This is a genomic window from Undibacterium sp. Ji83W (assembly GCF_049340385.1).
Taxonomy (GTDB): domain Bacteria; phylum Pseudomonadota; class Gammaproteobacteria; order Burkholderiales; family Burkholderiaceae_D; genus Undibacterium.
In genome coordinates, this window is record NZ_JBMPOZ010000002.1 from 421673 (window position 1) to 434370 (window position 12698).

General features: G+C 48.9%; 12 protein-coding genes. 11 read left to right on the plus strand and 1 reads right to left on the minus strand.

The window, feature by feature from the left end:
• Window positions 1-68 precede the first annotated feature (68 nt).
• Window positions 69-1298 (minus strand): pyridoxal phosphate-dependent aminotransferase, encoded by a 1230-nt coding sequence (locus ACO0LD_RS06035; protein ID WP_423005037.1) that lies wholly within the window; start codon window positions 1296-1298, stop codon window positions 69-71.
• Window positions 1299-1671: 373 nt separating this feature from the next.
• Here ACO0LD_RS06035 and bla point away from each other — a divergent pair, with 373 nt between their 5' ends.
• The 11 genes from bla to ACO0LD_RS06090 all read left to right on the plus strand — a co-directional run bounded on the left by bla (window position 1672) and on the right by ACO0LD_RS06090 (window position 12630).
• A complete protein-coding gene (gene bla / locus ACO0LD_RS06040) occupies window positions 1672-2583 on the plus strand; it encodes a class A beta-lactamase (protein WP_423004752.1) in 912 nt (303 codons plus the stop codon).
• An 85-nt stretch (window positions 2584-2668) separates the two neighbouring features.
• Window positions 2669-3046: an Mth938-like domain-containing protein gene (locus ACO0LD_RS06045; protein ID WP_423004754.1), complete on the plus strand. Its 378-nt coding sequence runs from the start codon at window positions 2669-2671 to the stop codon at window positions 3044-3046.
• A complete protein-coding gene (locus tag ACO0LD_RS06050; RefSeq protein WP_423004756.1) occupies window positions 3043-4734 on the plus strand; it encodes a glycosyltransferase family 39 protein in 1692 nt (563 codons plus the stop codon). Before ACO0LD_RS06045 ends, ACO0LD_RS06050 begins: the two co-directional genes overlap by 4 nt.
• Window positions 4735-4740: 6 nt before the next feature.
• On the plus strand, window positions 4741-5112 hold the full coding sequence (locus tag ACO0LD_RS06055; RefSeq protein ID WP_423004758.1) for an EamA family transporter: 372 nt from the start codon (window positions 4741-4743) through the stop codon (window positions 5110-5112).
• A gap of 64 nt (window positions 5113-5176) precedes the next feature.
• The gene (locus ACO0LD_RS06060) at window positions 5177-6304 is read left to right on the plus strand and encodes a DegT/DnrJ/EryC1/StrS family aminotransferase (RefSeq protein WP_423004760.1); all 1128 of its coding nucleotides are present in this window, start codon (window positions 5177-5179) and stop codon (window positions 6302-6304) included.
• A gap of 19 nt (window positions 6305-6323) precedes the next feature.
• Window positions 6324-7289 (plus strand): glycosyltransferase, encoded by a 966-nt coding sequence (locus ACO0LD_RS06065; RefSeq protein ID WP_423004762.1) that lies wholly within the window; start codon window positions 6324-6326, stop codon window positions 7287-7289.
• Between the two features lie 10 nt (window positions 7290-7299).
• Window positions 7300-8226, plus strand: coding sequence for a formyltransferase (locus ACO0LD_RS06070; protein ID WP_423004764.1), 927 nt, complete (start codon window positions 7300-7302; stop codon window positions 8224-8226).
• 57 nt (window positions 8227-8283) lie between these two features.
• Window positions 8284-9324 carry a bifunctional UDP-4-keto-pentose/UDP-xylose synthase gene (locus tag ACO0LD_RS06075; protein WP_423004765.1) on the plus strand — a complete coding sequence of 347 codons (1041 nt, stop codon included), beginning with the start codon at window positions 8284-8286 and terminating at the stop codon, window positions 9322-9324.
• A gap of 19 nt (window positions 9325-9343) precedes the next feature.
• Window positions 9344-10279 (plus strand): polysaccharide deacetylase family protein, encoded by a 936-nt coding sequence (locus ACO0LD_RS06080; protein ID WP_423004767.1) that lies wholly within the window; start codon window positions 9344-9346, stop codon window positions 10277-10279.
• Window positions 10280-10315: 36 nt separating this feature from the next.
• Window positions 10316-10798: a peroxiredoxin gene (locus tag ACO0LD_RS06085; RefSeq protein ID WP_423004769.1), complete on the plus strand. Its 483-nt coding sequence runs from the start codon at window positions 10316-10318 to the stop codon at window positions 10796-10798.
• Between the two features lie 116 nt (window positions 10799-10914).
• Window positions 10915-12630, plus strand: a complete 1716-nt coding sequence (locus tag ACO0LD_RS06090; RefSeq protein ID WP_423004771.1) for a PhoH family protein — start codon at window positions 10915-10917, stop codon at window positions 12628-12630.
• Window positions 12631-12698: the final 68 nt, after the last annotated feature.

The window sequence follows — 12698 nt, forward strand, 5'->3', positions numbered from 1 at the left end:
GACGAAGGCAGTACAAATTGTACGACTAGGAGTCATAACGCCGCTGGGGCGGTTTTGCGTAAGTACTGCTAATTGGTGCCGTGACGCTTTCGGTATAACTCTAAAAAGTTAGCTATACGTCCAAAAGCATCTGTCAAATCATCCGTATTGGGCAAGAACACCACACGGAAATGGTCAGGATTAATCCAGTTAAATCCCGTTCCCTGTACCAGCAACACGCGCTGCTCGGTCAGCAGTTCGTGGATAAACTCCTGGTCGTCCTTGATGGGATACATCAAGGGGTCCAGTTTGGGAAACATATACAGCGCAGCCTTGGGTTTGACGCAGGTCACACCAGGAATTGCCGTCAATAATTTGTGCGCCAGATCGCGTTGCTTGAGCAAACGGCCACCAGGCCCGACCAGATCATTAATGCTCTGATAGCCACCAAGCGCAGTCTGAATGGCGAACTGCCCCGGCGCATTTGCACACAAACGCATGGAGGCTAACATATTCAGGCCTTCAATATAATCCTTGGCATGACGTTTTTCACCGGATACCACCATCCAGCCAGCACGATAACCGCAAGAACGATAGTTTTTAGAAAGTCCATTCAGTGTCAGGAACAAGACATCATCGGCCAGCGAAGCAATGGAAGTATGCTCTTCGCCATCATACAAAGTCTTGTCGTAAATTTCATCTGCAAAAACGATGAGCTGATGCTGACGTGCCACTTCAACTATCTGCTGCAAGACCTCGACCGGGTACAAGGCACCAGTAGGGTTATTGGGATTAATGACGACGATGGCCTTGGTGTTAGGCGTGATCTTGCTCTTGATATCGTCGATATCTGGCATCCAGTCTGCGCTTTCATCACAGACATAATGCACAGGCTTGCCGCCAGACAGACTGACAGCGGCTGTCCACAATGGATAGTCAGGGGCAGGCACCAATACTTCGTCACCGCTATTGAGCAAGGCATTCATGCCCATGACGATCAGTTCTGAAGCACCGTTGCCGATGTAAATATCTTCTATGGTCACGCCATGAATATGCTTTTCCTGGGTGTAATGCATAATCGCTTTGCGCGGCGCAAACATGCCTTTGGAGTCGGTGTAACCGGCTGCATTTTGCATATTACGTATCATATCCTGCACAATTTCATCGGGCGGATCAAAATTGAAGACCGCCAGATTGCCGATGTTCAGTTTGATGATCTTGTGACCTTCCTCCTCCATCTGTTTGGCTTTTTCCATGACAGGGCCACGGATGTCATAACAAACGTCTGCTAGTTTTAGTGATTTTTGTATGGGTCGCACCGCTTGCAATCCTTGATAATATTCATGAGTTGGCTGCATCCAGCTTCCAAGTTAAGCTGAAATTGGATAAAAGCGCATGATAAGCTGCAATACAGAAATGCTGCACTGCCAAACGTTCCATTCTGCACAATGCGCCGAATTTTATCAATCAGAACTTAGCAAAAGCTGAATTCCAGAAGAGATTTGCCTGGATAGAGTCGCATCATGTATCGTAAATGATGGTTTTACAACCTAATGCACTTGGACAAATATATCTGCGAGAACAAAACGCGCATGTTGCGGTCTGAATATTAAATATTGAATGAATATTGAATATTGACTATCAGCCCCAAGCACACATATAGAGTATGTACTTAATCCATTAGAAGCCATCATGAAAAAACTGCTCTTATCCCTATTGTTCAGTATGGCCAGCGTGAATGCTGCCTTTGCGCAAAATGTGATCGAATCCATCGCCATGGACAGCGGTGGCAGGCTGAGCGCCAGTCTTTTGGTTTTGGAAACCGGACAAAGCTTGTGGATATTACCTGATACGCCAGCTCCCATGCAGGGTGTCAGTAAATTACCTATCGTCATGGCAGCATTGGCCGCAGTTGATAAAAACAAATTCCAGCTGGATCAAAAAGTCACTGTCAGCAAAGAGGATTTGATGGCGGCAGAACAAGCCAGCTCTCTGCGCGACCAACACCCGGACGGCAATTTCAAGATTACCGTCAAGGAATTGATGCATCACGCCATTGTCGATAGCGATGGCACAGCCAGCGATACCTTGCTGCGCTTGCTGGGCGGGCCAACTGCGGTCATGCAATATCTGGCGCAACTGGACATAAAAGATATCAAAGTCCTGGATACAGAAAAGGAAATGGCAAAATCCTGGAATATGCAATACCGCAATACGGCCACACCTAAAGCCATGATCAAATTGCTGCAAGCTTTGCAGCAAGGCAAAGCACTGAGTCCTAAAAGTCATGACTTGCTGGTGAAATGGATGACGGATACTGAAACTGGTACAAGCCCCAACTCCAGCGCCACGCCCGACCCCAACGCCGCCCGTATCAAGGCTTTGCTGCCTGCTGGCGCACCAGTGATCCATAAAGCTGGCAACTCACCCACTCATGGCAGCCTGACCGCTGCCCATAATGACGTAGGCATTATTACTTTGCCTAATGGTCATCATATGATAGTGGCCGTTTTTTTGACGGATAGCAAGGCGCCTCATGCGTCCCGTGATTTAACTATCGCCAAAATTACCAAGGTTGGCTGGGATGCATGGTCAAAAAAATAGACCCGTAGCTTTAAGCATCCCATGAAAGCGGATAAAAAAACGTTACAATGCGCCTCTTTACAGTCTTAACCCTTGAGCTACATCGATGAAGTTGCACTCTACTCCTACGCAGCAATACCAGACCATCACTGCTTATGAAAAAGACAGTGTAGAAATTAATGCAATTACTTATACCCACAGCCTGATCGTGCTGCCAGAAACCAAGCCGCGCCAATGGTCGGCCACCAGTTTTGAGCAATTGAGCAATGACGACTTTGCGCAAATCGAAGCTACAGTGCCCGATGTTGTCATTTTGGGTACAGGCAATAAACAGCGCTTTGTTCATCCCAAACTAACCGCTGCACTGGCTGCCAAACGCATAGGCGTGGAGTGCATGGACAATCAGGCTGCCTGCCGTACCTATAATATCCTGATGGCTGAAGGCCGTAAGGTTGCGCTGGCCCTGATTATGGAAACTGCATGAACAAGACCTCCCCTTACGATTCACCACGTACATTATGGGCGCTGACTATCGCCTTCTTGCTGGTCTGGTTTTATATGCTAGGCGCAAGAACCCTGGTGCCGACTGATGAAGGCCGCTACGCCGAAATGGGCCGCGAAATGCTGGCATCAGGTGACTGGATCACCTTGCGCCTGAATGGCATCAAGTATTTTGAAAAACCTCCCCTGCAAAACTGGATGAATGCCCTCACCTTTGCCGTCTTCGGCCTGGGTGACTGGCAGGCGCGTCTATGGACTGGCTTGAATGGCTTGCTTGGTGTTGCTGCCGTGGCTTATACCGGTAACAAGGTATTCAGCCGCCGCGTTGGCATCGTTGCAGCACTGGTATTGGGTTCAAGTTTTTGGTGGGCTGGCATGGGCCATGTCAACTCTCTGGACATGGGTTTGTCTGGCATGATGACTCTGGCCTTGTGTGGCTTGCTGGTCGCACAAATGGCAGGCGCCAATAGCAAGACTGAACGCAATGCCATGCTGGTTTGCTGGGCAGGCATGGCGCTGGCGACGATGTCAAAAGGCCTCATCGGTTTTGTATTGCCAGGAGGGGTATTGGTTGTTTATACCCTGGCGACACGTGACTGGGGTTTGTGGAAACGCCTGCATATGGGCAAGGGTTTACTCTTGTTTTTTGGTATCACAGCACCGTGGTTTATTTTGATAGCGATAAAAAATCCTGAGCATCCACATTTCTTTTTTATTCATGAACACTGGGACAGGTTTACAAGTGATGTACACAAACGCGGCGGCCCCTGGCATTACTTTATCCCCCTGCTTATCATAGGCATCGTTCCCTGGATAGGCGTCTTGCTTCAGGGCTTGTGGTCTGGAGTCAAAGATAAAACACCGGGTTTTCAACCGCAAAAAATGCTGCTCATTTGGGCCGTCTTCCTGTTTTTCTTTTTTAGTATTTCAGGTTCAAAATTGCCAAGCTACATTCTGCCTATCTTCCCTGCGCTCGCACTTCTTATCGCTTGCCATCTGGAGAAATCGGATAATCGTCCAGTGAAAACAGCGGGCATCCTGTTCATTATATTTGGCATGGCTATCGCGGTCGGCCTCACAATCTATCTGGGTAAATTGCATGAAGCAGACGCATTTGACCAAGCCTTGGCGATTGCATACAAACCCTGGATAATTTGCGTAGCCGTGTTGGCGATCATCGGCGGGGCCCTCACATGGCTGCTCGCACGTAAAGGCACAACAGGAAAAGACTGGGCGATTATTTGCCTTGCTGTCAGCGGTTATCTGGTAGGTCAAATTGGTTTTCTGGGACATAACCCTTGGGGTAAATACATTGCGGGCAGCGAATATATACCCGCAATCAAGGCAGAATTGACCTCAGCAACAACGCCTTTCTATGCAGTTGGCCGCTATGAACAGGCCCTGCCATTTTATCTTGAGCGCACTACGACACTGGTTGAGTTCCCTGATGAAATGCAGTTTGGCTTGAAATTACAGCCAGAATTGTGGATTGAGCAACGCGAAGATTTCGTCAAACAATGGCAGGCGCATCAGGATAAGGGCGAAGCTGCAGTTGCCATCTTGCGCAATGATATTTATGACGATCTGAAAAAAACTGATTTTCCCATGCGGATAATTGCCAAGGACCCGCGCCGGGTCATCGTCGCCAATCTGGTTAATAAAAACAAATAGAAAATTATGAATATCAATACCTTTGGCTTTATATTCACCGGAATTATGCTCAATGCAGTTGCCCAGCTTTTGCTGAAAGCCGGGACTAATGCAGTTGGGGCAATTCACCTGACTGCAGAGAACTGGTTTTCGATAGGCATCAAACTGGCGACCCAACTGCCCATTATTGGTGGCCTGACCTGCTATGTCATTTCAGTTGTAGTCTGGATCATCGGCTTGTCTCGCGTCGATGTCAGCATTGCCTATCCATTGCTGTCCTTAGGCTATATCGTCAACGCCATCGGTGCCTGGTATCTTTTGGGAGAAGTAATTTCCATACAAAGGATGGTGGCAATTGGCGTCATTATCATTGGCGTAGCCTTGCTGGTAAAAAGCTGAATTGCTTCATTTGGCTACATCTCATATTCCACAAGAATAGTTCTGTTTTATTGAAAGGTTCACCATGAGTGACACATCCAAATTCCTGCCATTCACCAAGCCAACTATCGATGAAGAAACCATCGCTGCCGTCACTGAAGTTCTGCGTTCTGGCTGGCTGACCAGCGGCCCCAAAGTGCAGGCACTGGAAGCACAATTGTCTGAATATTTTGGTGGCCGCCCTGTGCGCACTTTCAATTCCGGCACCTGCACCATGGAAATTGCCCTGCGCATTGCTGGCATAGGCGCGGGCGATGAAGTCATCACCACACCAAACTCTTGGGTGGCAACTGCCAATGTCATCATAGAAACAGGCGCAACCCCTGTCTTTGCGGACATTGACCCCAAAACACATAATATTGACCTCGACAAAGTCGAAGCGGTGATCACGCCACGTACCAAGGCGATCATTCCCGTGCACATGTGTGGCCTGCCTTGCGATATGGACAAGCTGTATGCGATTGCCGATAAATATAAACTGCGCGTCATAGAAGATGCGGCACAAGCCATAGGTTCCAACTGGAAAGGCAAGCGCATAGGCTCTTTCGGTGATTTCGCCTCATTCAGCTTCCAGGTCAACAAAAACATCATGACAGGCGAAGGTGGCTGCCTGGTTTTGAATAATGCAGAAGAAGTACGCCTGGCTGAAAAATACAGGCTGCAAGGCGTGACGCGCAGCGGACTCGACGGTATAGATGTTGATGTGCTGGGTGGCAAATACAATATGACCGATATTGCCGCTGCCATAGGTCTTGGGCAAATGAAACATCTGGCAGAGTTCAATGCCAAGCGTGCAGCCCTGGCAAAACATTACTTCACCAGCTTTGGGACTGACTTTGAACAAAAGACAGGTGCGGAATTGCCTGTTGCCGACTTTGAAAACAGTAACTGGCACATGTTCCACCTGGTCTTGCCAGAAAGCGTCAATCGCGCAGCCTTCATGCAGCAAATGCTGGACCAGCAAATTGGCTTGGGCTATCACTACCGCGCCATCCATCTGTTCAGTCTGTACCGCGAGCGCGGCTTTACTGATGGCATGTTCCCGATTGCAGAACGCATAGGCAAACAGATTGTTACTTTGCCATTATTCCCGGCAATGAACACAGAAGATGTCGAAAGAGTCGTGTCTGCGGTAAAATCCTGCCTTCTCTGAAATCGGCAGAACAATACCAATGAAACCCGAACTCTCTGTTGTCATACCTGTATATAACGAAGAAGCTGGCCTGGCCAAGCTGTTTGAACGTCTGTACCCAGCGCTTGATGCACTGGCAGCACGTGGCGTCAGCTATGAAGTTGTATTTGTCAACGATGGCAGCCGCGATAACACGCCTGCCTTGCTGGCTGACCAGTATCGCTTGCGCCCTGATGTTACACGCGTCGTGCTGTTCAACGGCAATTATGGCCAGCACATGGCTATTCTGGCTGGTTTTGAAGCCACACGCGGTGAGATCGTCGTCACCCTGGATGCCGATTTGCAAAATCCGCCAGAAGAAATCGGTGCCCTCGTCGATAAAATGCGCGAAGGCTATGATTATGTGGGGTCCATACGTCGCAAACGTCAGGATTCTGCATGGCGCACCTATGCCTCCAAGGCGATGAACCGCTTCCGCGAAAAGATCACTCGCATCAAGATCACGGATCAAGGCAATATGTTGCGCGCGTATGGCCGCAATGTAATTAACCTGATTAACCAGTGCAGCGAAGTGAATACCTTCGTCCCTGCCCTGGCGTATACCTTTGCGCGCAAACCGACAGAAATCATCGTTGAACATGAAGAAAGATCTGCAGGAGAATCAAAATATTCGATTTATAGCCTGATACGCCTGAATTTTGACTTGATGACCGGCTTTTCCATCATGCCCTTGCAATGGTTTTCCATGCTGGGTATGGTGCTCTCGATCTTGTCTGGTGGCCTGGTATTGTTGTTGCTGATACGCCGCTTTGTGCTGGGCGCAGAAGCTGAAGGTTTGTTCACGCTGTTTGCTATTGCATTCTTCCTGATGGGTGTCATCCTGTTTGGTATAGGTTTACTGGGTGAATATGTAGGGCGCATTTACCAGCAAGTACGCGGTCGTCCACGCTATGTGGTGCAAACCATACTTGAGCAGTCCACCCCGGATTTACCTGAAGTTAATTAAGAAAGCAGAGATGACTACATCAGCATCCCCTGCAACAGCAGTGGTTTTTGCCTATCACAACGTCGGTGTGCGTTGTATCAAGACTTTGCTGGCGCGTGGCATATCGGTCAAACTGGTCGTCAGCCATACTGACAATCCTGCAGAAACGATCTGGTTTGAATCAGTGGCCGATCTTTGTCGCGAGCAAGGCATACCTTGCATCACGCCTGACGATCCAAAATCAGCTGAGCTTAAAGAGCAGGTAGCTGCTATAGCACCAGATTTCATTTTCAGTTTTTATTACCGTCACATGCTACCGCTGGATGTACTGGCCCTCGCCAAGCGCGGTGCTTACAACCTGCATGGTTCTTTGCTGCCCAAATACCGTGGCCGTGTACCAGTCAACTGGGCAGTCTTGCATGGTGAAACTGAAACTGGTGCCACCCTGCATGAAATGGCCTTGAAACCTGATGCTGGTGATATCCTTGCTCAAGTATCAGCCCCCATCTTGCCGGATGACACAGCCTATGAAGTATTTGGCAAATTGACTGTGGCAGCGGAGCAATGTTTGTGGACTGCGCTGCCGGATTTGATAGCTGGCACAGCCAAACGCTTACCTAATGATTTATCAGCCGGCAGTTACTTCGGTGGCCGCAAACCGGAAGATGGACGTATCAACTGGCAACAAACTGCTCAGCAAGTGTATAACCTGCACAGAGCCGTTGCCCCGCCCTACCCTGGTGCGTTTACAGACCAGGCTGGCCAGCGTTTTATTATCGGAAAAGCACGTTTATCCAAAACTGATACGGCAAATTTGCCGACAGGCTTACATGTAGTAGATAATGTCGTCCTTGGCGTGTGTGGCGATGGCCATGCACTGCATATTATTGAATTGTTAATGGATGGCAAAATCGTGGGCGCGCAGGAATTGGCGCTCATATTGAAGCAAGCGGCATAAGCCTTTGTTTTGCGCATCTGAACTGGCAATCAACATTTACTTTAAAAAGAATTCATTATGAAAAAAGTCCTCATACTCGGCGTGAACGGTTTTATCGGTCACCATTTGTCCAAGCGCATTCTGGAAACCACAGACTGGGAAGTGTATGGCATGGACATGCAAACCGAGCGTCTGGGCGACATGATCAATCACCCGCGCATGCATTTCTTTGAAGGTGACATCACCATCAATAAAGAATGGGTTGAATACCATGTCAAGAAGTGCGATGTCATCCTGCCTCTGGTAGCGATTGCCACACCGTCGACTTATGTAAAACAGCCTTTGCGCGTGTTTGAGCTGGACTTTGAAGCCAACCTGCCTATCGTTCGCTCTGCCGCAAAATATGGCAAGCATCTGGTATTCCCATCCACGTCTGAAGTCTATGGCATGTGCCATGATGAAGAATTTGATCCGGAAGAATCTGAACTGATTTGCGGCCCTATCAATAAACCACGCTGGATTTATTCTTGCGCCAAGCAATTGATGGACCGCGTCATTTGGGGTTATGGCATGGAAGGCCTGAACTTCACCCTGTTCCGTCCATTCAACTGGATCGGTGCTGGGCTTGACAATATCCACACACCTAAAGAAGGCAGCTCACGCGTCGTGACACAATTCTTTGGTCACATCGTCCGTGGTGAAAACATCTCCCTGGTCGATGGCGGTGCGCAAAAACGTGCTTTCACCTATATCGACGACGGCATTGATGCCCTGATGCGCATTATTGATAACAAAAATGGCATAGCCAGCGGCAAGATCTACAACATCGGCAACCCGACAAATAATTTCTCCATCCGTGAACTGGCGCACATGATGCTGGATCTGGCAGCAGAATATCCAGAGTATTCTGAAACAGCCAAAAAAGTAGAACTGACAGAAACCACTTCTGCAGCCTACTACGGCAAAGGCTATCAGGACGTACAAAATCGTGTACCAAAAATCACCAACACCTGTGAAGAACTGGGCTGGAAGCCAGTGACGACCATGCCAGACACCATGCGCAATATTTTCGACGCTTACCGCAGCCAGGTAGCCGAAGCACGCGCCTTGATGGATTGATGGACTGATACTGGACTACATGCCTACCATCGTTCTCAAGATCGACGTCGATACCTATCGCGGCACTAAAGAAGGCGTACCGAATCTGGTGCGCATTCTTAAAAAACACAATGCAGGCGCAACTTTCCTGTTTTCTTTGGGCAAGGACCACACAGGCTGGGCCTTGCGCAGGGCATTTCGCCCTGGTTTTTTCCAAAAAGTGTCGCGTACATCGGTACTGGAACATTATGGTTTCAAGACACTGATGTATGGAGTGTTCTTGCCTGCACCAGATATAGGCAGCTGCACGACAGAAATGCAGGCAGTGCGTGATGCCGGTTTTGAGTGCGGCATCCATACCTGGGACCATGTGGTCTGGCAAGATAATGTGCGGGTGCGTGACCTGGATTGGACACGCAAGCAAATGCAGCTAGCCCACCAGCGCTTCCAGCAAATCTTTGGCGCGACACCAAAAACCCATGGTGCTGCTGGCTGGCAAATGAATGATCATGCTTTTACCCAGCTTGACCAGTTCGGCATGCAATACGCCTCAGACGGGCGCGCCATGCTCAATGAAGATGGTAGCCTGGCCAATGCAGATGCAGGCCCTTATCGCCTGCAAGTGGGCAATATGGCCATGTCTTGCATACAGATGCCAACTACCCTGCCGACTCTGGATGAGTTGCTGGGACGCGACATCGCAGGTAATGTCATTAGCGAGTCAAATATCGCTGCCAATATACTAAAACTGACTGCAAATCCAAAAGATCATGTATTTACTTTACATGCAGAGCTTGAAGGACAAAAACTCGCCCCCATATTCGAGGAATTGCTGACAGGCTGGCACAAGCAAGGTTATCGTTGTATTTCCATGGCGGACTACTATGCGTCCATCAAGAACAGTAACTTACCGACAAGTCCATTGTCATGGGCAAGCTTGCCAGGTCGTTCCGGAGAGCTGGTCGCCCTGATCTAGTCCGTCAGCAACATTTCTCCACCCCTAACCAAGGAGATGAAAGTGGCTGAGACCCCTTCCGCACTGCACTGCCAGGTACCAGAATTTTCCGCCGTCATGACTGGCGACAAAGCGTTTCAATTAAGTGATCATATTGGTAAAAATATTATTATTTATTTTTATCCAAAAGACAATACCCCAGGCTGTACGACGGAAAGTATCGCCTTCCGTGATTTACATCCACAATTCCAACAAGCCAATACCAAGGTTTTTGGTATCAGCCGTGACAGCCTGCGCTCTCATGAAGGCTTTAAAAGTAAATTAGACCTGCCTTTCGAACTGATTTCTGACCCTGATGAAACTTTGTGCCTGTTGTTCAATGTCATGAAAATGAAGAACATGTATGGCAAACAAGTGCGCGGCATAGAGCGCAGCACATTTGTGATTGACGGCAATGGTAAATTAGTGAAAGAATGGCGTGGAGTTAAAGTAGCAGGACACGTAGACGAAGTACTCGAATTTGTGAGCGCCCAAACTTAATTGAACTCTCCAGAATTACTCTTGATAAAAGCCGTGAAAGACACTGCCAGCAGCGATGTTGGTATGTCCTTAGCGGCTTTTAACTTTTCAGCTCTCACTTTTTGATTGAGGTTTTCATGCCATTGCCAAAAATGCCGACCAAGCCAGCAGCACTGCTTTCACCCAAGGATTATCCGAAGGCAGAAAAAGGCAAACCAGCCAAAACAATAAAATCCGCAACGCCAGAGAAAATCAAAGCCATTGATGTCGCCCCGGCACCACAAAGAAAGAAAGTCGCAACTGTTCCGGCAGTAGTCAGCAGACCTGTCGCAGAAAAAACGACACCGGCAGTCATTGCCAAAGCTTTGCCTGTCGTCGTTGCAAGCAAGGCCAAAACCCATGACAGCCGCGTCAAGTCTGGTACCAGCCGTGCCGCGGACAAATCTGGCACCACCAAGCTGTTTGTACTTGATACCAATGTCTTGATGCATGATCCTTCATCACTATTCCGTTTTGAAGAGCATGATGTCTACCTGCCCATGATCACCCTGGAAGAGCTGGATGATCATAAGAAAGGCATGTCCGAGGTCGCCCGTAATGCACGTCAGGTATCACGTTCGCTGGATGCGCTGGTAGGCGATATTGATCATCACGATATAGAAAAAGGTATCCTGTTATCCAAACTGGGCAACAAGGATGCCAAAGGTCATTTGTACTTCCAGACCAAGCTGCAAAGCGCTGACCTGCCAGTTGGCCTGCCTAAGGGCAAGGCAGATAACCAGATACTTGGCGTGGTCCGTGCACTGGAAACAGAAATGCCTGGCCGCCCTGTGGTGCTGGTGTCGAAAGACATCAATATGCGCATCAAGGCACGCGCCATGGGCTTGCCTGCAGAAGACTATTTCAATGACCATGTACTGGAAGATTCAGATCTTTTGTATTCAGGCATCGTACAATTACCCGATGACTTCTGGAACAAGCATGGCAAAGGTATAGAAACCTGGCAAGAAAACCGCAATGGCCTGAGCACGACTTTCTACCGCATTACTGGCCCGGTCATCCCTTCCCTGCTGGTGAATCAGTTTGTCTATCTCGAACCAAAGAATGGCGAAGCATCTTTCTATGGACAGGTAAGGCAGATCAACGGCAAGACTGCAGTGCTGCAAACTTTGCGTGATTATGGCCATGTCAAGCATAGCGTTTGGGGTATCACCTCACGCAACCGCGAGCAGAATTTTGCATTGAATCTGTTGATGGATCCAGAATGCGATTTTGTCACTCTGCTGGGTCAGGCCGGTACAGGCAAGACCTTGCTGGCCCTGGCCGCAGGTCTGGCGCAAGTGCTGGAAACCAAAACCTATAATGAAATCATCGTCACGCGCGTTACTGTGCCAGTCGGTGAAGACATTGGTTTCCTGCCAGGTACAGAGGAAGAGAAAATGTCACCATGGATGGGCGCATTTGACGACAACCTGGAAGTGCTCAACAAGTCTGACAATGATGCCGGTGACTGGGGTCGTGCCGCCACTCAGGATTTGATACGTTCGAAAATCAAGATCAAGTCGCTCAACTTCATGCGTGGCCGTACTTTCGTCAACAAATTCCTCATCATCGACGAAGCACAAAACTTGACACCTAAGCAGGTCAAGACTCTGGTAACTCGCGCTGGCCCAGGCACCAAGATCATCTGCCTGGGTAATATCGCCCAGATCGATACGCCATACCTGACTGAAGGCTCCAGTGGTTTGACTTATGTTGTAGACAGATTCAAAGGCTGGGCGCATAGCGGCCACGTCACCTTGGCACGCGGTGAACGTTCACGTCTGGCAGATCACGCGAGCGAGATTTTGTAATCGGACTCAGGTAGTAAAAAACGCAGCAAATAAAAATGGCGCATTCAATATTGAATGCGCCATTTTTT